This is a genomic window from Kitasatospora sp. NPDC096077 (assembly GCF_040303245.1).
In the GTDB taxonomy this organism is placed as follows: domain Bacteria; phylum Actinomycetota; class Actinomycetes; order Streptomycetales; family Streptomycetaceae; genus Kitasatospora.
This window is the reverse complement of record NZ_JBEOSV010000001.1, coordinates 301,954-322,898: the sequence shown is the minus strand read 5'-3', so window position 1 is coordinate 322,898 and position 20,945 is coordinate 301,954. Positions and strand designations below refer to the sequence as shown.

Below are 20,945 nucleotides of genomic sequence, written 5' to 3'. Positions count from 1 at the left end.
GTGACACGCCCGACCGAAGGACCGTTCAGCGCCCCAGCCAGCACGACCCTGCGTTTCGGCTCGCTCATCCTGTTGGTGGTCGGCGTCACTGCGACGTGGTGGGGGACGCTCATCTCCGATTGGCGGCCGACGAGCGGCCTCCCCGAGGCCCGGTGCTCGGTGGACAGCGGCTACTACCAGCCGATGGGAGACTGGCTCTCGCCGCAGGACGAGCTCAAACGACAGCGGTTCAACCACTGCGTGGGGAACCTGGCGCTCACCCAGATGCTGTGGGTCGCCGTTGCGCTGGCGGTGCTGGGGCTGTTGGCGCTGCTGCTGTTCGCGGGGCATCCCTGGTGGCGCCGGCGCCGCTCGCGGCTGGTGCCGATCGAGGAACTGCCCTCGCCCGACACCGCCGCGCTGCGGGAGGAACTACAGGAGTTGGTGGACCTGGCGGGTCTGGCTCGACCGCCGGGGTTCCTCCTCGATCCGGCCAACGCGCGCCCCGCCGGGCAGGCGTTCGGTGGACTCGGCCGGCGCCAGGTCTCCCTGAGCGCCGGGCTGGTGGTACAGCGGCGGCACGACCCCGAGAAGTTCCGGGCCGTGCTGGCACACGAGCTGGCCCACATCCGCAACGGGGATGTGACCATCACGTATCTGACGCTCGCGGTCTGGCGCGCGTTCGTCGTGGTGACCGTCCTGCCGGTCCTGGCGACCCTGGTGGATCCACTGCTGCAGACGACGCAGCCGCTGCGCAATCCGCTGGGTGGCGGGATGGGACAGCTGCTCAACCAGCTGATCTCTCTTGGCTGGTTCTTCGTCGTCCTGATTGCGCTGGTCTACGCCACACGCATCTCGGTTCTCCGGGCACGGGAGGGCTACGCCGACGCCCGGGCCGCCCAGTGGACCGACCCGGCGGTGCTGCGCGAGGTCTTCGTGGCGTCGGCCGAACGGGACGAGACCCGCTGGTGGCACACCCACCCACGGCTGCTGACCAGGGTGCGGCTGCTGGACCGACCGGAGCGCCTACTGAGGCCCGGCTTCTGGGAGACCTTCACGGCCGCGTTCGCCGTCTATGTCACCGGCGACTACGCGTACCAGGCGGCGCAGACCTTGGACGCCTCGTTCGCCTACCAGGGAACCCACGACGCCGCCACGCTACTGACGGCCGTGGTGGTGGTCGTGGCGGGTTGGCGCGGCGCGGCGTTCATCCGCTCCGGTGCGGGTGGCCGCGGCGTGTACACCCGTGCGGGACTCGGACTGGGGCTCGGCCTGGCCTCGGCCTACGGCTTGGCCATCCTGCACAGCGCCGAACTGTTCCGGCACACGCCTGCGATGGCGTCGCCGGTGTTCGACGCGGCCGGTCTCGGACGGGATGCGGGAATGGCTGCCCTCATGCTGGTGGCCGTCCTGGTGCTGTGCCATTGGGCGGGGCACTGCTGGCAGTTGCTCGCCACCGCGAGTCGACGGCGCCGCCTGCTCGTCGTCGCCGCAATGCTGTTCGCGGGTTGGGCGTGCCTGCGCTGGTGGAACACCTACAACTACGCCTTGGCGCCGCTCGGGCCGACCCTGTCCGCGGACGCGTCAGTGTGGCGGCACTTCGTGTCGCAGGCGCACGGGACCGGGCTGGACCTGGCGGTGGTGGAGGCCGTGCTCGCTCTGTTCGTCCTGTTGTGGGTCCTCGGGCCGGTGACCACCTTCACCGTCCCGCTGCTGTGGCTCGTCCCCCTTCTCCTGGGGGCGGCTCGCCGAGAGGCCGTGCGTTCAGCGGTCCGCATCGGGGTCATCGGGGCGTTGATGTGGCTGGTGATCGACATCGGCCTGCGGGCAGCGGCGCATCTGACGGATTCCGCGGCGATCCGGGCGGGTGACGGGTACGCCGTAGTGTTCCTCTGCTGGGAGATCGCCGCCGTCCTCGCCGTCCAGACAGGCGCCGCCGCCCTGCTCGGAATCCGGCGAATGCGACTGATGCCGGCCCTGTTCGCCACGACGCTGACCGGCCTCCTGTGCTGTCTCCTCCTCTGGGGTGTCCATCGGGCCGACTCCTGCCTGCCGACACTGGGCCTCACGTCAGGCGACTGCACCGGCACCGGTGACGTTTTCGTCGCCTTCGAGGCCCTGCGGGACATCGGCATCCTCGGCACCCTGCTGAGCGTCGCGGGCGTCCTGCTCGGCCGTAGGCTGCGCCGTCGGCCGCAGCCGCAGCCGCAGCCTGCGGCGGCTGTGCTGCCACGACCGGCGACGCGGCTGGGACTGGTGGCAGTCGCCGGGGCATTCGTCGCGTTGGCCCTCTGGCCGATACTGCACCTCTGGCCGGCACCTCGGCACACGCGGATCGAGAGCGTGGGCGCCCCGGACTATGTACCGCCGCCGCCCGCTGACACGGAGGAGGTCGAGGAGGAGAGTTACCGGTTCTGGATAGCGGGCGGCGGGATGACACAGATGTCGGATTCCTTCACTGCTCTCCACGACTACTTCCAACGGCTGCGGCCGTGGATCGAGAAGCAGCCGGTCGACTGGCTTGCGAGCACCCGGGACCCGCACGTGCAGGAGGCCTGCCGGAACCTGGTCGCCGCCGTCGGTCGAGCCCGCGCGTTCCCGGCACCACCATGGGCCAAGGCCGCCGCGGACTGGAGCGGTTATCTTCGGCAACTGGAGAACTCCGCGGATATGTGCACGGCGGCTGCCACGGCTGTGGATCCCCAGACCGCGAAGGCCGACCTGGTTTCCGCTGTCGTGGAACCAGCGCAGGCCGAGGACTTGGGCGCGGACCTGAAGGTGGGCCTCAGCAAGACTTGATTCCGCGTGGCTCCGCACCTTGTCGGCAGCGGTTCCGTCGGCTCGCGTCTGCCCTGAGGGGCAGGGTTCACGCGTGGCCGTTCGCGTCCGATCAGGATTCGGCGCCATGTCCCGACTCGCCGCCCCGTGTAGCCGAACGAAGCCTGGGCAGGCGCCGAGCTAGGAACAGGAGCAGGTCCCGGCGCAACCGCAGCTCACGCGGGTGCCCACCATGCGCGGCATGATGACGGGAAAGGCACACCGCCGTCCCATCGGCCAGGGAGCGCACCATGACAGGGCCAGCCGAGGATGCCGTCGAAGCGGCGTTGAAGGCGTTGCGGCCCCCGGAGCGGCACCGCGCGGCTCCTCGATCGGATCAGGGGTGAGCAGCTGTGGAACGGCGTTCCCGGCAGGAGTCCTGGCCAGGTGGCGAGCGGGTCCGTCGGATGCTGTTCGTCGGGTGCGGTGGCGCGGTGCGCCGTGGCCGGGACTTCAGCGAGGACGTCTTGCGGTCGTGGGGCTGGTTGCCCGCTGCCGGCGACGAGGAGCGGGCGGTCGCCGAGGACGTTCTGCTGATGGTGTCGGAGCTGGTGACCAATGCCTGTCTGCACGCACCGGGAGGTCCGCGTGAGCTGCGGTTGCGCTGGGACGGGCTCCGCTTGCGGGTGGAGGTCTCGGACGGGAGTCCCGAGATGCCGACCCTTCGTCCGGTGGGGCCGGGGCGGCCGGGTGGGCACGGACTGCGGGTGGTGCACACGCTGGCCGGGGCGTGGGGGAGCACGCCCGAGGACGGTGGGAAACAGGTGTGGCTGGAAGTGCCTTCACCGTTGACCGGTCGCTACTGACGTGATCGTCAAGGCGAGGTGGACGGTCGCCGACAGCACCGGTCCGGCCTCGGTGCGCGGCGTCGGCACGTGCCGGTACGGCATCCCGACGCCGGCGAGGTCATGGGCTCAGCCGCGCGGCGTGGTCGGCGGGTGGTGCCGAAGCGCATCCCCGACGTCGGCGTACAGCGTGAACAGCTTGGCGGTGTCGGTGATCTCCAGGACCCGCAGTGTCTGCTGCGGGGGCGCGAGCAGCACCAGCGGGACGCCCTCGGCGGCGGCGCGGCGGCGGGTGGTCAGGAGCAGGTTGAGGCCGGTGGAGGTGAACAGCTCCACCCCGGCCAGGTCGACGACGAGCAGACCGGGGTGCTGGTCCAGGGCGGCGTTCAGCGCCTGCTCGGCCTGTGGTTCGCTGTCGAGGATCAGGTCCCCGGTGAAGGAGCACACCAGTGCCGGGCCGACCCGTACGGTCTCCGACTTCAGGCCGGGCAGCACAGCCGCCTCCTCACAGCCGGGGTGCGGGCTCCACACGCCCCGCGTCCTCGCCGCACTCACAGGGGGCGCCGACCCGCTCCGCCGGCACAGCGGCCGGCCGTTCCAGGCCTTCCCTGTTCATCGGGTCCACACGTACCACCATCTCCTACCGGGGGAGCGCCGCACGGAATCCGCTGCGACGGCGGTGCGGTGTGCGGTACTTCCACTGTTCGCCCTCCTCCGAGACCTGTCAACCAATACCTGAAACGTCTATCGCGTTTCGCCAGGCGTGAAACGGGTGTCCTATCGTGGAGACATGGACGACGACGCGACCACCGAACGGCAGTGGACGTTCCTGACCAACCACGCCCGCGTCCTGGTCCAGATCGCCCGCGACCCCGGTATTCGCGTCCGCGACATCGCCACCCGCTGCCTGCTCACCGAACGCGCCGTCCAGCGCATGATCAGCGACCTCGAACAGGCCGGATACCTCACCCACGAACGCCGCGGCCGCACCAACCACTACAGCGTCATCGCCGCCAAACAGCTGCGCCACCCCGCGGACGCCGGCCCCACCGTCGCCGAACTCCTCGCAGTCCTCATCCGCTGACGCCTGGCGGGCCCGTCGGCCGCCCGCGCCGGCCCGTGGGGGTCGACGCGGTGGCTCGGGCAGGGCGGAAGCAGTCGGGTCAGAAGTAGTGACGACGCCCGCCGACGGTGTGCCCGACGGCTCCGGCGACCCAGAGTACGAGCCCGATGACGACGAGGATCATGCCGAGGGTCCACAGGATCGGAAACCCGATCACGAATCCGACGATGAGCAGGATGACGCCGAGGATGACCATGGTTCCTCCTTGGTCGATGACAGGACGGTTGTCGGAAGGCCCGCTCCGCGTCTGTCGCGCCCGAACGGCCCTGGGCAGCGGAGCCGCCGTACCTCCGGCCGTGCCCATGGGTCGCGCCTACCGCACTGCGTGTCCGGTAAACCTTCACGAGGCGTCCGCGCAGTCGGTCGAGCCGCTCAACGGCGGTGGCGTCCACCGGGTCGCCGGCCGGCGAGGACCACTCCGGGCGCGGGGAGGAAGAGGCGGGCCACCTCGTGGCCCAGGCTGACGCCGATCGCGAGGGCCATCGCGGTGGCCGTTGCGCGCCCGACGCCGCTGAGCCCGGCCTCGGGTTCGCCCTGGACGAAGGCGATCAGTCCGAAGTAGAGCTCCGACCCGGGGAGCAGCGGTCCGAGGGCCGCGGTCACGAACGGCAGGGCGGGGCTGCCGCCGAACCGGGCCGTGAGCTGTCCGGACAGGCCGACCAGCATGGCGGCGAAGCCGGTGGCCATGATGGGTTCGGTGCCCGCCTGCACCAGTGCGCCGTACGTCGACCAGCCCGCCGCGCTGTTGACGAGGACGGCCGGAAGCGCGGCGGGCTCGGTGTTGAGCAGCACGGCGAAGAACAGGGTGAGCAGGACTGCCGCCGCCAGTTGGAGCGCGGGGTTCGACGGGGCGGGGACGGACTGGGCCATCAGGTCCGCGCCGTTGTTGACGCCGACGTAGAGGACGGTCGTCACCCCGACGACGACGCCGGCCATCAGGTACAGCGCTTCCAGCAGCCGGGCGGCGGCGGTGAGGTAGAAACCCGTGAGGCCGTCCTGGACGGCGGCGACCATGGGCCAGCCCGGCATGAACGCGAACAGTCCTCCGGCGATCACCACGGACCCGCGCAGGTGCAGCTGGTTGAAGGACATCAGGATGCCGACGGCCGCGGCCGGTGCCGCGGCCGCGGAGATCCGGTAGAACTCCGGCAGGGCGCGCCGTCCGACCAGGGTCGACAGCCGGTCTCCCGCGAGGGCCGCCACGACGGCGCACACGAACACCAGCCAGGCGCGGGCGTCGGCGCGCCCGCTGACCAGCAGCGTCGCAGAACCTGCCAGCAGGCCGGTGGACGGAACGGTGAGCCAGCAGGGGTAGCGGTGGTGTTCCCGGTGCACGGCCGTCAGCCGGCGGTGGGCGGCTTCCGCCGGCAGACCGCCGGCGGTGATCTCGGTGACCAGTCGGAAGAGCGCCGCCAGCCGTGCGTAGTCCCCGGCGGGGCGGCGCACCGAGCGTTCGGCTGTCACCGGCGGCTCGCCGGGGCCCGGCTGGTAGGAGATCGCGACCCGCGTGAACGTGACCTGCGGGTCGCAGAACGGGGCACGGTAGGTCGAGGTGACGGCGAACACGGCCGCCTCGACGTCCTCGGCACTCTCGCCGCAGGCCAGCATCAGCTCTCCCACCCGCAGGGCGAGGCTGACGGCGGCGGCCAGCTCCTCGGGCTTCGGGTGGTTCTCGCGCACGCCGTCGTCGAGCGGGCGGGCGGCGGTCGGGAGGCGCAGCAGCGGCAGTATCCGGTCCGGCCACGCCACCGCGCCGTCGACCTCGCTGCCGCCGTCCTGCGCGTCGGCCGCGTCGCCGACGGCGGGTGCCGGTGCGGCACCCGGGTGGGCGGGTGCGGTGGCGGCCGCCCGGTCTCCGGCAGGGCCGCCCTGTGCCGGCACCTGCGGGCCGGGCCCGCGGTCTGGCTCGGCGCCCGCACCGAGCTGCTCGTGCTCCGGCATCGCCGCTCCTCGCACCACCCCCCGCGGTAACTCTTCGTGCTCGCTTGTCTACCCGTGGGTCACCAGGGTGAACGTTGCGTCGGAAGCGCGGAGGAACCGTTCGCGCCCGGCGTTCGGGTGACCGGGGCCATCGCGCATTCCTCGCAAACAGTAATAAGCCATCCGAAACATGAATTCGGTGTCGTGTATCCGGGTAGAACACCTGTAGCAGCGGCCGTAGCCGATCCGGTGGCCGCGCCGACACCCGTCGGGTGTCGCCGGGACCTTCGCTTGAAGAAGCCGGGCACAGGTCCTGGGGGAAAGAAGTCCACCGCACGCGAGCGGGATTCCGCTCGCGGAGCAGGGCGTTCACCCCGATGCCCAGGAGAAGCAAGTGTCCACCCTTACGGAAGCCCTTCACCCTGCCGGACCCGAGGCCGCCGGTCCCCCGTCCGCGCTGCCCCGACCGGACCGTCCGCCCCGGTTCACCGAAGCCGAGCTGCGGGCCATGGGCAAGTGCGAGGCGCGCGAGCTGAGCGACGAGCTGTTCGAGCGGCTGGCCGAACTGGCCCGCGAGAGCAGGGAGTACAGCTACGTCCGCGGCACGGTCATCGAGCTGAACATGCCGCTGGTGCGCTTCGTCGCGGCGCGCTACCGCCACCGCGCGGAGGACCTGGAGGACATCCTCCAGGTCGGCACGGTCGGACTGATCAAGGCCGTCGACGGCTACGACCCGCACCGCGGCGTCGAGTTCGTCACCTACGCCATCCCCACCATCGCCGGCGAGATCAAGCGGTTCTTCCGTGACACCTCCTGGCCGGTGCGGGTGCCGCGCAGCATGCAGGAGCTGTACCTGACGGTTGCCCGCGGTTCCGACCGGCTGGAGCAGGAACTCGGCCGCGTCCCGAGCCCCGAGGAGATCGCGAAGGACCTGGACCTCACCGTGGCGGAGGCCACCGAAGGCCTGGTCGCGGGCCGGGTCCACCGCCCCAACTCCCTGGACGCGCTGCGTGAGCAGGACGCCGACGAGGCCGGCAGTGCGCTGGTGGACCGCCTCGGTTCCTGCGACCCGGGTATCGAACTCGCCGACTTCCGCACCGCGGTGCGTCCGCTGCTGGCCCACCTTCCCGAGCGGGAGCAGACGGTGCTCAAGCTGCGCTTCTGGGACGGCCTGACCCAGTCCGAGATCGCCGCCCGGATCGGCGTGTCCCAGATGCACGTCTCCCGGCTGCTCAGCGCCGTGCTGGCGGGACTGCGCGAACAACTGGATGACCGCGACGCGCCGGGCTGGTCGCCCCGGGGCCACCGCCCGCATGCGTGACCGGCCGGTGCCGGTGCGAGTCGACTCGACGGCCCGTCGTGCGGCGACACGGTCGGGCTGCGCCGGGGGCCGGGACGCCCATGGCCTCCCGTGCGGTGAGGGCCGGCGCGGGGCGCGGCGGGTTGCGCTGCTCCGGTGAACACGGCCGGGCACCGGTCGGCAACCGGGCCGGCGGGTGCCCGGATGTCCATCATGAACGGGCGCCGACAGGCCGTCGGCACCGCGATCGAGCAGGACGGAGAGCACTGATGACCACGCTGGACGACATCCCGGGAAGCCCACCCCCGGCCGAGACGGAGGACGAGTCGGACGTCTACCGGGACGACCGGACGTGGGCGATCGGCACCATCGCGGCCATCCGGGACAAGCTGAGGCCCGAGCGGACGAAGCTGACCAGGATCCCGCTGCCGGACGCCTTCGAGCGGAACGGGCTGACGCTGCACGTCAAACGGGAGGCGGAGCAGCCCTCCGGCAGCCACAAGCACCGCCTCGCCGCGGCGCTGCTCACCCATGCCGTCTCCAGCGGTTGGCTGAGCCGGAACCAGCCGGTGGTGGAGGCGTCCAGCGGATCGACGGCCATCTCCGAGGCCTGGTACTGCCAGAAGCTCAAGATCCCCTTCTACGCGGTGGTGCCGGCCGGCACGGCCAAGGAGAAGCTGCAGGCGATCAGGGACCTCGACGGTGCCGTGATCCCCACGACGGGGGACATCGTCCAGCACGCGCGCCGGGTGGCCGCCCGGTACGACGGACACTTCATGGACCAGTTCACCTACGCCGAACGCGCCTACGACTGGCGCGGCACCGAGGGCCTCGCCCAGGAACTCCTGGACGAGCTCAAGGACTTGAAATGGTTCGTGATGGGCGCGGGGACGGGCGGCACGGCCACCTCGGTCGCCCGCCACGCCCGCTACAGCGGCAGCGCGGTGAGGGTGTGCGTGCCGGACCCGGACCACTCGGCGTTCTTCGACGGCTGGTACTGGCGGGACCCCACGGTGACCGACCAGGGCTCGCTCATCGAGGGCATCGGCCGCCCCCGGGTCGAGGCCTCGTTCGTGCCGGCCACGGTCAACCGGATGATCCGGGCGCACGACGCGGCGTCGGTGGCGACGATGCGCGTCCTCGCGAAGGGGGACTGGAACATCCAGGCGGGCCCCTCCACCGGGACGGGGGTCTTCGGTGCGATCCGGGTGCTGCTCGGCATGCTCAAGGCCGGGGAGAGCGGCAGCGTGGCCACCGTGATGTGCGACCCGGCCTCCCGCTACACCAATGAGTACTACGACGACGCGTGGCTCAAGGAGAAGAAGATCGACTACAAGCCCTGGGTCCCCACCATCGAGACGTTCTTCGAAACCGGCGAATGGGTCCCGCCCACGGCCTTCCAGCCCGTCCCCCGGCCAGCGGCCGCCCTCTGGAACATGTGACGCCCGGGCGACAGCGCCCGCTGTCGCCCGGTTCGTCCCCGGTGTCGGGTGCCCCGGCGGGGCCGTCGGGATCTCCGGCGGCCCCGCCCGGGCGTTGTCGGCCGGTCGGCGACGTGCGCAGGGCGGCAACGACCCGTCACGTCAAGCTGTTGCAGCGGAATGCACTCGTTCGAGAATTTGCCGTGTTCCTGCCCTTCCGAGTTGCTGGAATCAACCGACAGTCACCTGAAATGAGCAACAGGCGGCCAGTGAACGGCGAAGGGATCACGATGAGCACCGCCCCGCAAGCAACGACAGGCAGCGAGAACCCCGCCCCTCCGATCAGCACGATCGCGGGGACCGGGGTCGCGGGCCCCAAGGGGGACAACGGCCCTGCCGTCGCAGCCGAGTTGAACCGTCCGTTCGGGATCGCGGTGGACCGTACCGGCACCCTCTACTTCGCCGACCGTGACAACCACCGGGTCCGGAAGGTCACGACCGACGGGAGGATCAGCACGGTCGCGGGCACCGGCACGGGCGGCTTCGCCGGTGACGGCGGTCCGGCGGTCAAGGCCCAACTGAACTACCCGCGCGGGGTGTTCGTGGACGGCACGGGCACCCTCTACATCGCCGACGGCGACAACCACCGGATCCGGAGGGTCGCGGCGGACGGGACGATCAGCACCGTCGCCGGCACCGGCACCGCGGGCTTCAGCGGTGACGGCGGCCCGGCGGCGAAGGCCCAACTGGACGGTCCGTTCTGGGTGGTGGCGGACGGCGCGGGCGTCCTGCACATCGCCGACTACAACAACCACCGGGTCCGCAGGGTCGCGGCGGACGGGACGATCAGCACCGTCGCCGGCACCGGCACCGCGGGCTTCGGGGGTGACGACGGCCCCGCCGGCAAGGCCCAACTGAACCGCCCGCACGGGCTGGCACTGGACGGCGCGGGCACCCTCTACATCGCCGACAGCCTCAACCACCGGGTCCGGAGGGTCGCGGCGGACGGGACGATCAGCACCGTCGCGGGGATCGGCACCGCGGGATCCACCGGCGACGGCGGCCCGGCGGCCCAGGCCCAACTGAACGTCCCGACCGGGGTCGTGGTGGACGGCGCCGGCGTCCTCCACATCGCCGAGTACAGCAGCCACCGGGTCCGCAGGGTCGCCGCGGACGGGACGATCGGCACCGTCGCCGGCACCGGCACCGCGGGATCCAGCGGCGACGGCGGCCCGGCCGCCGAGGCCCAGCTGAACAACCCCCTGGGGCTCGCCGTGGACTGCGTCGACACCCTCCACATCAGCGAGTACAGCGGACAGCGGATCCGCAGGATCGCCTCGCCGGCCGTGGCCGGGCTGCCCGAGTCGGGCACGGTGGTCTCCTGGGTCAACGTCCGCAGCAGGCTGCGGATGGGGGCCCTGCGCGAGTCCACCAAGGACGGCGCCGAGATCCATCAGGTCCTCGCCGCGCCCAGGGAGCACCAGCGCTGGCGCCTGGTGGTGGCGGGACAGGACGGCGGCGAGGTGCTCTACACGTTCGAGAACGTGCGCAGCGGCAAGGTGCTGGAGGTCCCCGAAGCACTCAAGGTGCACGGGACGGTGGTCGCACAGCGCGCCTACGCGGGTGCCGACGCGCACCACCAGCAGTGGCGGCTGATCCCCATGGGCCCGGCGACCGACAGCCCCCGGGTGTACGAGATCGCCAACCGGCACAGCGGCCTGCTCCTGCGCGTCGACGCGACCACGCCCGTGGCCGTCACGCAGCAAGGGGCGGACGGCGACCACCGCAACCGGCAGTGGCAGCTGCTCCCCGTGTGACGTACGAGCAGCAGCCACCCACCCTCGACATCCGGGCACCACGAGTGAAGGAACGACGATGACCACTCCCGACAGGACGACGACTCCGGGCCAGCAGACCGCCCCTCCGATCACCACGGTCGCGGGGACCGGGCCGGCGGCGTTCGCCGGGGACAACGGACCGGCCGTCGCGGCACAGCTCAACCGCCCGCTCGGGCTGGCGGCGGACAGCGCCGGGATGCTCCACATCGCCGACTACAACAACCAGCGGATCCGGAGGATCACCACGGACGGCAGGATCGGCACCCTCGCCGGCACCGCCACCGCGGGATACAGCGGTGACAACGGCCCTGCCGCGCTGGCCCAGGTGAACCAGGCGCGCGGGCTGGCGGTGGACAGTGCGGGCACCCTCTACATCGCCGACGCCGCCAACCACCGGATCCGCAGGATCACCAAGGACGGCCGGATCACCACCTTCGCCGGCACGGGCGCCGCGGGTTTCAGCGGCAACGGCGCCGCGGCGGCGTCGGCGCAGCTGAACTACCCGTTGGCGGTGGCGGTGGACAGCACCGGGGCCGTCTACGTCTCCGACTACAACAACAACCGGATCCGGAAGATCGCCGCGGACGGCCGGATCAGCACCGTCGCGGGCACCGGTGCGGTCGGCTCCGGGGGCGACGGCGGCCCGGCGGACAAGGCCCAGCTGAACTACCCGCGCGGACTCGCGGTGGACGCCACGGGCACCCTCTACTTCGCCGACGGCGGCAACCACCGGATCCGGAAGGTCACGGCGGACGGCCGGATCAGCACCGTCGCGGGCACCGGCGTGGCCGGCTTCAGCGGGGACGGCGGCCCGGCGGACAAGGCCCAACTGAACCTCCCCATGGGGATGGCGGTGGACAGCACCGGGGCCGTCTACGTCGCCGACTACAACAACCACCGGGTCCGTAGGATCGGCACGGACGGCCGGATCGGCACCGTCGCCGGTACCGGCACCGCGGGCTTCGGGGGCGACAACGGCCCGCCCGTGAAGGCCCAGTTGAACAACCCGGCCGCGCTCGCCGTGGACTGCGTGGACACCCTCTACATCGCCGACCACGTCAACAACCGGATCCGGAGGATCGCCTCACCGCTGATGGCCGGCCTGCCGGAGTCCGGCACGGTGGTCTCCTGGTCCAACGTCCGCAGCGGGCTGCGGATGGGCGTGCTGCGGGAGTCCACCAAGGACGGGGCCGAGATCCACCAGTCGCTCGCCGTCCCCCGGGAGCACCAGCGGTGGCGGCTGGTCGTGGCGGGCCGGAGCGGGGGCGGCGAGGTGCTCTACACGTTCGAGAACCTGCGCAGCGGCAAGGTCCTGGAGATCGTCGACGGGGAGGAGGCGGCCGGGGCGGTGGCTGCGCAGCGCGCCTACCAGGGCGTCGACGCGCACCACCAGCAGTGGCGGCTGATCCCGGTCGGCACCGCGGCCGACAGCGCGCGGACGTACGAGATCGCCAACCGGCGCAGCGGCCTGCTCCTGCGGGTCGACGCCACCGCGCCCGCGGCGGTGAAGCAGCAGGAGTCGGACGGCGACCAGCGCAACCGGCAGTGGCAGCTGCTGCCCGTGTGACACCGTCCGGCACCGTCTGACCAGGTCCGACCCACGCGAAGGGGGGGCAGGGACGGCAGCGTCCCTGACCCCCCCTCATCGGGCGTTCGCCGCTACGAGCGCGGCGGTGAGTCGGCTCGCGGAGGTGTGTCGGCGCTCGGCTTGTCGGCACTCGGCTTGGCGGCCGCCGGTGCCGCCGGGGCGTCGGGGGCCTCCACGGTCGGCTTGGCCGGCTTGGGCGGCTTGGTGTAGTCGCTCTTCCTCGGCCGGCTCTCCAGGTCCGGGTCCTTCTGGAGATCGCCGTGATCCGCCACCGTCGGGCTGGAGGCCCGCATGCCGCCGGCCGCCGCCGTGGACACCGAGCCGGGGTCCTGGTTGTACTGCGCCTGCACCCCGGCCGACGCCTGGGTGGTCCGTACGAAGGAGCCGAGGAAACCGAGGACCGCCCGTGCCTCGGGCGACTGCTCCTGCACGATCTTCGCGCGGTTGTTGGCCCCGTGGATCCCGCTGGTGAACAGGCTCGTGGTCGTGTCGTCGTACGTGGCGTCGTCGGAGTCCTCGAAGTCGACGTCCGCCCCCGGCTCCGGCTTTCCGTCGCCGGTGATCACCGAGAACAGCCCCGCGCCCTTGCCCGCGGAGTCGAAGATGTTGCCGAACACCATGGTTGTCACCTCTGGTCGTCTCTTGTCGTCGTGGTGGTCACCGCCCGCCCGGTCAGGGCTGCTTGAACAGCTCTCGTTCGCTGTCGGTCAGGCTCTCGCCGTCGAACATCGTGTGCTGGACCTCCAGGGCGGAGACCACCTCGGCCAGCCCCTTCATCCGGAAGCCGCCGCCCGCCAGGTCGAGGTCGGCGATGTCGCGGGCCACCAGTCGGTCGAGGCCGGGGTAGTCCCCGGGCTGCGGCGGCGACAGCACCGCCACCGGCACGTCGTACCGCACCGCGAGCAGCCCGGAGAAGGTCACCGGGATCTCGTAGGAGTACTGCTTGCGGGTGCGCCGCTGGCTGACCAGGGTCTCCACCCGGGAGCCCGCCGGGACCTTGCCGGAGATCTGCGAGTTGGACATCCAGCTGGTGGTCAGGGTGCCGCTGACGGAGCCCGTGATGCCTGCCATCAAACTGGCGTTGAGCTGCGCGTTGCCGGTGGCGGTGCCGGTGGTCGTGAACGCCACCGAGTCCGTCACCGTGCTCGTCGCGGTGGCCGTGGCGGAGGCCGACGCAGAATTCGCCACCGAGTTGTTCACGCCGTTCTCGGTGGCGTTCGCGACGTCCACCCCGATGTCGTCCTTGCTGTTCTCATTGGTCACCGTGTTGGTGCACTTGTTGTCCATGGCGTTCTGCAGCTGTGTTCCGAGCTGCCCCTGAAGTTGCCCCTGGAGCTGGCCCTGGAGTTCGATCTGGAGCTGGTTCTGCAACTGCAGCTGGAGTTCGGCGCTGACGCTGCCGCCGAAGGTGAGCTGGGATTCCCCCTGGAGGGTCCAGGTGATCGCGTTGGAGACGGTGAACTCGACGGTGTCGGTGAAGTCCATTTCGGCCGTCCGGCTGCGGTTGACATAACTGCGCGAGGAGAACATGTCGGGCGGCGGCTGGTGGATGTTGCGCCGTTCCTCGACCAGCGGCTCGCCGAGGTTGAGGTAGGCGAGCCAGCCGAGTTGGTGCGCTGTGCCGGGGAAGGCGCCGAAGCTGGACTTGTTCATGGAGAAGCCGACCGGCTTGTGCCGCACACCGTAGTCGTCGACGTAGACCAGGCTGGGGTGGTCCAGGATGGCCTGCCAGGTCTGCTCGATGCCCAGTTCCCGCAGGTTCTTCTTGGTCAGTGGCCGGCGCTTGGCCCGATCCAGGTTGTACGCGTTGGAAGGCATTCCCCGTCCTCGGATGGTGTCCTCGAATGATGTCCTCGAATCGATCCGGCCGAACCGCGCGCGGATGAATTCGGTGAATTCGGTGGGTTGGGAGTGGGTCGGGAACGGAATTCTGTGCACGTTCCGGCGATGGAAGCTATCACGGCCCCTATGCCGCGGAGTGGCCGTTGCGGGCATGACACTCGATCGGGTGAACCAAGGACCGGGCCCTGTCGGTGAATTGGGGAGTGTGGAACCCTGGCAACTCGGCAATTCCGGGACACGCCCACGAACTTGGCGCCCGACGCATTGCTCTCCCGCAGCACAGAACACTCCCGTCCTGAGAACAGGTGAGGTTTCCGCTATGTACACCCAAGAACGCACCGCTATGGCGAATTTGGTGGTCGGCGGCCCGGTGGCGGTGAACAGCTACGACAACGCGATCGTGGCGGCGCTGGTCGAGAACCGGCCGGTCATGCTGGTGCACGCCTTCAACGGCGGCTACCTGCGGCCGGTCGACCTCAAGGACTCGGTCCACGACAAGGGGGTCAAGCTGGCGACCACGCTCGACCCCGACACCAAGGAGGCCAAGGGCCACCTCTGGTACATCACCCCCGGCGGCTTCTTCGGGCAGCGGCCGCTCTACTTCCTGGAGAGCGCCGCGGGCCAGGTGGTCCCCAAGCCCGTCGACCCGGCCGGTACCGCCGCCGGGCGCGGTGACGACGGCACCCCGAAGCCCCAGCGCCGGCGCATCAGCGTCCACCAGGACGCCCCGAAGGCCGCGACCGCCGACACCGTGCAGGTGGGCCTGCCCGACAAGGTCGGCGACAAGTGGCGCGGCCGCAACGGCGCGCCCGAGGACACCCAGCTCTGGGTCGTCACGGTGACGCCGTGGGGCGGGATCACCTTCGTACCGATCACCCACCCCGACGCCATCCTCGGCTTCAAGGACTACGCGGTGACGCCCGAGAACGAGGCGCGCCTCACCTACAACTGGGGCGGGGACTTCACCGGGACGATCATCAACACCTTCTACCCGAGGCTGCCCAACGAGTGGAACGTGCCCTACCACCACGTCTTCACGTGAGCCGCGACCACCGCCGCGCAGCCCCCGTCCCGGGCCAACGCCCGCACCGTCCGGAAGAGTTGGAAGAGGCACCACGATGCCCGTGCCCACGCAAGAACTGAAACTGGAGATCGTCAACGCCGCCACGGGGAAGACCCTCGGCGCCCCCCTGGTCCCGACCGCGGACGGGGCGCTGGTCGTCCGCGATTTCGCCGCCGCCGACGGCCCGCGCCCGGAGCAGTGGCAGCTCACCCCTGTGAAGACCGCGCAGGGCGGGTTCGAACAGGACGACCAGGGCTATGTGATCCGCAACGCGGCCGGGGGAAAGGTGCTCGACGACCCCGGCGGCAAGGACCGGGGCCTGCGCCAGGCGGCCGCCGCCGCGGGCAAGAAGAACCAGCAGTGGCACGTCGTCCCCGTCGAGGGTGAGGCGGGTCTCTACTTCATCGAGAGCGCGAGCGACGGCGTCGTCCTCGACCTGCCCGACCGCGACGAGGACGACGAGCCGCCGGCCGAGACCCGGGTCGTCCTGCGCGCGTACGACGACAGCTCGAAGACCCAGCGCTGGCGGTTCGTCACCGCCGAACCCGAGCGCACCAGCGACCTCGTGCTGCGCTTCGCGCAGCGGGACCACTGGAACGGCCGCCGGTCCTGGCCGCTGGTCCGCTCCACCGCACTGCGGATGGCACCCGGCGCGACGCCCTCCTTCAGCGACATGCTGCTGGTCCTGGAGCAGTTCGGCAGCGACAAGGCCGCCGGTGAGTGGACCGGCGAGGGGCTCAACCGCGTTCCCGGGCAGCCGGGTTGGTGGGCCGGGACGGGGGCGCGGTTCCTGGCCGACCTCACGGGGGCGGGGCGGCACGACATCGTGGGGCTCAAGCCCGCCAAGGGAGCCGTGACCGCGCCCGGCCGGGGCGACGGAACCTTCGACGCCGAGCAGCCCCTGCTCAAGACCGCCGCCGCGCTGGCACCCGCCGACCTGTGGACCCTCGCGGACACCACGGGCGGCGGCAAGCCCGACATCGTGGTGCTGGCCGCCGACGGCGTCCGGGTGTCCCGCCGGGGCGAGGACGGCACATTCGCCCCCGCCGCCGGCAAGCTGGTCCTCAAGGCCTTCGGGAGCGACCCGAAGGCCGGCGGCTGGCTCGCCGACCGGCACCCCCGCTTCCTCGTCGACACCACCGGTGACGGCCGGCTCGACCTGGTCGGCTGCCACGACGGCGGCGTCTGGGTCTCCCGCCAGGACGAGGACGGTACGTTCGCCGAACTCCCCGACGCACCGGTGCTCAAGGCCTTCGGCCGCGGCGAGGAGGCCGGCGGCTGGCTCCTCGACAGGCATCCCCGCTTCCTGGCCGACACCACCGGTGACGGCCGGCTCGACCTCGTCGGCTGCCACGACGAGGGCGTCTGGGTCTCCCGTCAGGAGGGGGAGGGTGCGTCCGGCGCGTCCGGCTCGTTCGGCGAACCGGAGCTCGTCCTCGGCGACTTCGGGACCGCCCAGGGCTGGAAGTCGGTCGCCAAGCACCCCCGGTTCCTGGTCAGGACCACCGTCGGCGGTCAGGTGGACCTCGTCGGCTTCGGCCCGCAGGGCGTCGCGGTGGCCCGCGGGCGCGGCGACGGCACGTTCGAGCCCGCGAAGCTCGTCCTGAACGACTTCGGGACGGCACAGGGCTGGACGCCCAGGAAGCACCTCCGCTTCCTCGCCGACGTCACCGGCAACGGCGTCCCGGACATCGTCGGCTTCGGCGACGAGGGCGTCTGGGTGTCGCACGGACTCGGTGAAGGCCGGTTCGAGCAGGCCCAGTTGGTCTGCCGCGGTTTCGGGTACGGCGACGACTCGGGCGCCTGGCGGGTCGATCGGCACCCCCGCTTCGTCGCCGACATCACCGGCGACGGGCGCGTCGATCTCGTCGGCTTCGGCGGCCCGGGGGTGTACGTGGCCCGGAACCTCCACCGCCGCTTCCGGACCCGTTAGGTCCGCTCCGGTCGATCTCGGCGGTACCCGGTCGGCCCCGTGTCGCGGTACGGCGCGGTTCCTCGCCGCGGCCAGTATGTAGGCGATCCATTGCGTGCGCGGTCCCGGTGAGGACGTCGGACTCACCGGGACCGGCACCCGCCGCCCGAGAACGAGGGACACCGAACAGCCCATGGCCATCCGCCGATCCGTCACCCTCTCCGCCGTCGCCGCCCTGTTGCTGGCCGCCCTCGCCGGACCGCTCGGTCCGACGGCGGCCGCCGATGACTCCGACCCGGACGCGCCGGAGGGCACCGTCGCGCTGGAGGGTCTGACCTACCAGGCGCCCGACACCGTGACGGCGGCCGTCTCCTACAGCTGTCTGCCCGACACCGCCACGTCCCTGGTCCTCGGCTACGAGGAGGAGCTGGAGGCCGGGGACGAGGCCGCCGGCAGCGCCACCGTCCAGGACCTCATCTGCGACGACACCGTCCAGACCGTGGAGGTCGACATCCCGACCAGCGACGGCGGTCCCGACTTCGAGGAGCCCCTCACCGGCCAGGTCGTCATCACCCTGACCGGGGACGACGAGCCGGTCGTCGAGGACGCGTTCGCCGTCGACGCGTCCGGCCGCCCCCGTGCGCAGGGCCGGGCTCTGGGCCGGGCGGACAAGAAGTACCGCTGGAAGAAGGCGACCGTCCCCTACGTGGTCAACTCCAAGCTCAGCAAGGACCAGCAGGCCGACGTCAAGGCCGCGATCGACCACTGGCAGCAGAAGACCCCGATCAGGTTCGTCGCCCGCACCGCCAAGAACGCCAAGTCCTACCCGGACTACGTGGAGTTCCAGCCCAGCCCGGACGGCAGCTGCAGCTCCGAGGTCGGCCGCGTCGGCGGACGGCAGACCGTCGACATCGTCGACGACGCCTCCTGCGACGCCGTCGAACTGGTCCACGAGATCGGGCACACCGTCGGCCTCTTCCACGAGCAGGCACGTCCCGACCGGGACACCTACATCAAGGTCTCCTTCGACAACATCGAGCCGAAGGACAAGCACAACTTCCAGATGCAGAAGAACGAGAGCACCTTCGGTACGGCCTACGACTACGCGTCGATCATGCACTACGGGACGAAGTCCTACTCCAAGAACGGCAAGGACACCATGACCCCGAAGAAGCCGCTCCCCCCGGGGGTCGTCCTGGGCGAGGCCACCGAGCTGTCCGCCGGCGACATCGCCGGGGTCAAGGCCATGTACAAGTAGAAGACGCCGTCCCAGCCCGCGGCGCGCCGCATGGGGCGTCGTGCGGGCCAGGTGCCGGCGATCCACGCCGGGATGTGCGGGCGTTTCGGGCTCACCGGCTGGAAGGTGAGGTCGGTGACCGTGCACCGGCGGCCGTGGAAGGTGAACGGCCGGCCCGACCACAGCCCGTCGAGGACCTGCACGGGCTTCTCCCACCTGCTGACGGTCCGGTGCCTGGAGCAGCCCACCGGCCGACGGCCCGACGGGACTTGAGCCCTCGGGTCAGGCCAGCTTCTTGAGCAGCTCGGCGGCGACCGGGGCGGAGGAGGCCGGGTTCTGGCCGGTGACCAGGTTGCGGTCGACGACCACGTTCGGCGCCCACGGCTCGCCGACCCGGACGTTCACGCCGGCCTCGGTGAGGCGGTCCTGGAGCAGCCACTTCGCCCGGTCGGCGAAGCCGGCCTGGGTCTCCTCGGCGTTGGTGAAGGCGGCGACGTCGTAGCCGGCGAAGGCGTTGGTCCCGTCGGCGCCGGTGGCGGCCAGCAGCGCGGCCGGGGCGTGGCAGACCACGCCGAGCGGCTTGCCGGACGCCAGGGCGAGGGTGAGGAGACGGCCGGAGTCGGCGTCGACCGCGAGGTCCTCCATCGGGCCGTGGCCACCGGGGTAGAAGACGGCGGCGTAGTCGCCGAGGTCCACGTCGTCGAGCCGGACGGGCGACCGCAGCTCGCCGAAGCCGGCCAGCGCGTCGGCGATGCGGTCGGCGTTCTCCTGCCCGCCGTTGGCCTCGGGGGTGAGGCTGCCCCGGTCGACGACGGGAACGACGCCGCCGGGTGTGGCGACCACGATCTCGTGACCGGCCGCCTTGAAGGCCTGGTACGGGGCGACGGCCTCCTCGGCCCAGAAGCCGGTGGGGTTCTTGGTGCCGTCGGCCAGCGTCCAGTGGTCGGCGCCGGTGACGACGAAGAGGATCTTCGACATGGGGGTACTCCCGAGCGTGCGGATCCCGTACGGGATCGCGGACGGTACATCGCCGAAGGTAGACGCCTGCCCCATCGGAATCCAATAGGCTCCCGCATGTGAGAGATAGGGATTCCGATGGCCGGGCCGGACCGTCGACGCCGCAGGGGAACGGCCTGCTCGATCTGAATCTGCTGCGCACCTTCCTCGCGGTGTACCGGGCCGGCGCCTTCACCGCGGGCGCCCGGGTGCTGGGCCTGTCGCAACCGACGGTGACGACGCAGATCCGCTCCCTGGAGGCCCAGCTGGGCCGGGAGCTGTTCGAGCGGCTGTCGCGCGGCGTCGCCCCGACACCGTTCGCCGACGAGCTGGCCGCGCGGGTCATGGAGCCGTTGGACGCCCTCGGCCCGGTCGGCGGCGCCCTCCTCGGCGAGGGCGACGCGGAGCCGGTGCACCTGGCCGGGCCCGCCGAGTACCTCCGGCACTGCGTCATGCCGACGCTCGCCCCGCTCGTCGACAAGGGGGTGCGCCTGCGCATCGCCTTCGGCCTCACCGACGACCTGCTCGACGGACTGCGGGCGGGCCGGCACGACCTGGTGGTGGCCACGTTGCGCCCGAGGGGGCGCGCGCTCGCCTCCGTGCCGCTGGCCGACGAGGAGTTCGTCCTGGTCGCCGCCCCCGCATGGGCCGAACGGATCGGATCCCGCCTCGCCACCGAGGGGCCCACGGTCCTGCACGCGGTGCCGCTCGTCTCGTACGCCGAGGACCTGCCGATCGTCCGGCGCTACTGGCGCCACGTCTTCGGCCGGCGGCTGACCTGCCGTCCGGCCGTCACCGTCCCCGACCTCGGCGCGGTCAAGGAGGCGGTCGTCGGCGGTGCCGGGTACAGCGTGCTGCCGCGCTACCTCTGCGCCGCCGAACTGGCCGCGGGCACCCTGGTCCTGCTCGACGAGCCGGAGGACCCGCCGATCAACACCGGCTTCCTGGTCCAGCGCCCGGGATCGTCCACGAACCCCCATGTCACGCTGGTGCGCGACCATCTGCTGCGCACCGCCCACGAGGCCTGAGCGCCGCGGCAGCCGGTCACGATCCCGACCGGGCGGGCTCCGGGGCCGCCCGGCGGACCGGGATCCAACCGGTGGGTTGGGACTTCCTATGCTGGT

The 20,945-nt window shown here is 71.4% G+C and carries 18 protein-coding genes; 12 read left to right on the top strand and 6 right to left on the bottom strand.

Annotated features, from left to right (window positions below):
* Positions 1 to 2,778: a M48 family metallopeptidase gene (locus ABTZ03_RS01170; RefSeq protein WP_350510740.1), complete on the top strand. Its 2,778-nt coding sequence runs from the start codon at positions 1 to 3 to the stop codon at positions 2,776 to 2,778.
* Between the two features lie 425 nt (positions 2,779 to 3,203).
* Positions 3,204 to 3,602: an ATP-binding protein gene (locus ABTZ03_RS01165; protein WP_350510739.1), complete on the top strand. Its 399-nt coding sequence runs from the start codon at positions 3,204 to 3,206 to the stop codon at positions 3,600 to 3,602.
* A 108-nt stretch (positions 3,603 to 3,710) separates the two neighbouring features.
* On the opposite strand, the gene ABTZ03_RS01160 is transcribed toward ABTZ03_RS01165, so the two are convergent.
* A complete protein-coding gene (locus ABTZ03_RS01160) occupies positions 3,711 to 4,076 on the bottom strand; it encodes an STAS domain-containing protein (RefSeq protein ID WP_350510738.1) in 366 nt (121 codons plus the stop codon).
* A gap of 295 nt (positions 4,077 to 4,371) precedes the next feature.
* On the opposite strand from ABTZ03_RS01160, the gene ABTZ03_RS01155 reads away from it, so the two are divergent.
* Positions 4,372 to 4,665, top strand: a complete 294-nt coding sequence (locus ABTZ03_RS01155) for a helix-turn-helix transcriptional regulator (RefSeq protein WP_350510737.1) — start codon at positions 4,372 to 4,374, stop codon at positions 4,663 to 4,665.
* A gap of 79 nt (positions 4,666 to 4,744) precedes the next feature.
* Here ABTZ03_RS01155 and ABTZ03_RS01150 read toward each other — a convergent pair whose 3' ends face one another.
* On the bottom strand, positions 4,745 to 4,900 hold the full coding sequence (locus tag ABTZ03_RS01150; protein ID WP_350510736.1) for a DUF6131 family protein: 156 nt from the start codon (positions 4,898 to 4,900) through the stop codon (positions 4,745 to 4,747).
* Positions 4,901 to 5,076: 176 nt separating this feature from the next.
* Positions 5,077 to 6,645, bottom strand: coding sequence for a threonine/serine exporter family protein (locus ABTZ03_RS01145; protein ID WP_350510735.1), 1,569 nt, complete (start codon positions 6,643 to 6,645; stop codon positions 5,077 to 5,079).
* Positions 6,646 to 7,018: 373 nt separating this feature from the next.
* Between ABTZ03_RS01145 and ABTZ03_RS01140 the strand changes: the two genes are divergently transcribed.
* From ABTZ03_RS01140 to ABTZ03_RS01125, 4 genes are all read left to right on the top strand, one after another.
* Positions 7,019 to 7,945, top strand: coding sequence for a SigB/SigF/SigG family RNA polymerase sigma factor (locus tag ABTZ03_RS01140; RefSeq protein ID WP_350510734.1), 927 nt, complete (start codon positions 7,019 to 7,021; stop codon positions 7,943 to 7,945).
* Between the two features lie 248 nt (positions 7,946 to 8,193).
* Complete coding sequence (locus ABTZ03_RS01135; protein ID WP_350510733.1) at positions 8,194 to 9,366, top strand: PLP-dependent cysteine synthase family protein; 1,173 nt, start codon at positions 8,194 to 8,196, stop codon at positions 9,364 to 9,366.
* A gap of 269 nt (positions 9,367 to 9,635) precedes the next feature.
* Positions 9,636 to 11,162, top strand: a complete 1,527-nt coding sequence (locus ABTZ03_RS01130; protein WP_350510732.1) for an NHL domain-containing protein — start codon at positions 9,636 to 9,638, stop codon at positions 11,160 to 11,162.
* Between the two features lie 58 nt (positions 11,163 to 11,220).
* A complete protein-coding gene (locus ABTZ03_RS01125; protein ID WP_350510731.1) occupies positions 11,221 to 12,750 on the top strand; it encodes an NHL domain-containing protein in 1,530 nt (509 codons plus the stop codon).
* 92 nt (positions 12,751 to 12,842) lie between these two features.
* Here the strand turns inward: ABTZ03_RS01125 and ABTZ03_RS01120 are convergent, their stop codons facing one another.
* Together ABTZ03_RS01120 and ABTZ03_RS01115 are read right to left on the bottom strand one after the other, a co-directional pair.
* Complete coding sequence (locus ABTZ03_RS01120) at positions 12,843 to 13,391, bottom strand: hypothetical protein (RefSeq protein WP_350510730.1); 549 nt, start codon at positions 13,389 to 13,391, stop codon at positions 12,843 to 12,845.
* A gap of 52 nt (positions 13,392 to 13,443) precedes the next feature.
* Positions 13,444 to 14,589 (bottom strand): hypothetical protein, encoded by a 1,146-nt coding sequence (locus tag ABTZ03_RS01115; protein WP_350510729.1) that lies wholly within the window; start codon positions 14,587 to 14,589, stop codon positions 13,444 to 13,446.
* 343 nt (positions 14,590 to 14,932) lie between these two features.
* On the opposite strand from ABTZ03_RS01115, the gene ABTZ03_RS01110 reads away from it, so the two are divergent.
* The 4 genes from ABTZ03_RS01110 to ABTZ03_RS01095 all read left to right on the top strand — a co-directional run bounded on the left by ABTZ03_RS01110 (position 14,933) and on the right by ABTZ03_RS01095 (position 19,098).
* The gene (locus ABTZ03_RS01110) at positions 14,933 to 15,655 is read left to right on the top strand and encodes a hypothetical protein (protein WP_350510728.1); all 723 of its coding nucleotides are present in this window, start codon (positions 14,933 to 14,935) and stop codon (positions 15,653 to 15,655) included.
* A 76-nt stretch (positions 15,656 to 15,731) separates the two neighbouring features.
* Positions 15,732 to 17,609 (top strand): FG-GAP-like repeat-containing protein, encoded by a 1,878-nt coding sequence (locus ABTZ03_RS01105; RefSeq protein ID WP_350510727.1) that lies wholly within the window; start codon positions 15,732 to 15,734, stop codon positions 17,607 to 17,609.
* Positions 17,610 to 17,781: 172 nt separating this feature from the next.
* Positions 17,782 to 18,846: a M12 family metallopeptidase gene (locus ABTZ03_RS01100; protein ID WP_350510726.1), complete on the top strand. Its 1,065-nt coding sequence runs from the start codon at positions 17,782 to 17,784 to the stop codon at positions 18,844 to 18,846.
* A gap of 114 nt (positions 18,847 to 18,960) precedes the next feature.
* Positions 18,961 to 19,098: a hypothetical protein gene (locus ABTZ03_RS01095; RefSeq protein WP_350510725.1), complete on the top strand. Its 138-nt coding sequence runs from the start codon at positions 18,961 to 18,963 to the stop codon at positions 19,096 to 19,098.
* Positions 19,099 to 19,107: 9 nt separating this feature from the next.
* Here the strand turns inward: ABTZ03_RS01095 and ABTZ03_RS01090 are convergent, their stop codons facing one another.
* Positions 19,108 to 19,803 (bottom strand): type 1 glutamine amidotransferase domain-containing protein, encoded by a 696-nt coding sequence (locus tag ABTZ03_RS01090; protein ID WP_350510724.1) that lies wholly within the window; start codon positions 19,801 to 19,803, stop codon positions 19,108 to 19,110.
* 98 nt (positions 19,804 to 19,901) lie between these two features.
* On the opposite strand from ABTZ03_RS01090, the gene ABTZ03_RS01085 reads away from it, so the two are divergent.
* A complete protein-coding gene (locus ABTZ03_RS01085) occupies positions 19,902 to 20,849 on the top strand; it encodes a LysR family transcriptional regulator (protein WP_502894361.1) in 948 nt (315 codons plus the stop codon).
* Positions 20,850 to 20,945: the final 96 nt, after the last annotated feature.

Coding starts and splice junctions, on each gene's coding strand:
- ABTZ03_RS01165 (WP_350510739.1), top strand. CDS start 3,204: ATGCTGTTCGTCGGGTGCGGTGGCGCGGTGCGCCGTGGCCGGGACTTC.
- ABTZ03_RS01155 (WP_350510737.1), top strand. CDS start 4,372: ATGGACGACGACGCGACCACCGAACGGCAGTGGACGTTCCTGACCAAC.
- ABTZ03_RS01150 (WP_350510736.1), bottom strand. CDS start 4,900: ATGGTCATCCTCGGCGTCATCCTGCTCATCGTCGGATTCGTGATCGGG.
- ABTZ03_RS01145 (WP_350510735.1), bottom strand. CDS start 6,645: ATGCCGGAGCACGAGCAGCTCGGTGCGGGCGCCGAGCCAGACCGCGGG.
- ABTZ03_RS01135 (WP_350510733.1), top strand. CDS start 8,194: ATGACCACGCTGGACGACATCCCGGGAAGCCCACCCCCGGCCGAGACG.
- ABTZ03_RS01130 (WP_350510732.1), top strand. CDS start 9,636: ATGAGCACCGCCCCGCAAGCAACGACAGGCAGCGAGAACCCCGCCCCT.
- ABTZ03_RS01125 (WP_350510731.1), top strand. CDS start 11,221: ATGACCACTCCCGACAGGACGACGACTCCGGGCCAGCAGACCGCCCCT.
- ABTZ03_RS01120 (WP_350510730.1), bottom strand. CDS start 13,391: ATGGTGTTCGGCAACATCTTCGACTCCGCGGGCAAGGGCGCGGGGCTG.
- ABTZ03_RS01115 (WP_350510729.1), bottom strand. CDS start 14,589: ATGCCTTCCAACGCGTACAACCTGGATCGGGCCAAGCGCCGGCCACTG.
- ABTZ03_RS01110 (WP_350510728.1), top strand. CDS start 14,933: ATGTACACCCAAGAACGCACCGCTATGGCGAATTTGGTGGTCGGCGGC.
- ABTZ03_RS01105 (WP_350510727.1), top strand. CDS start 15,732: ATGCCCGTGCCCACGCAAGAACTGAAACTGGAGATCGTCAACGCCGCC.
- ABTZ03_RS01100 (WP_350510726.1), top strand. CDS start 17,782: ATGGCCATCCGCCGATCCGTCACCCTCTCCGCCGTCGCCGCCCTGTTG.
- ABTZ03_RS01090 (WP_350510724.1), bottom strand. CDS start 19,803: ATGTCGAAGATCCTCTTCGTCGTCACCGGCGCCGACCACTGGACGCTG.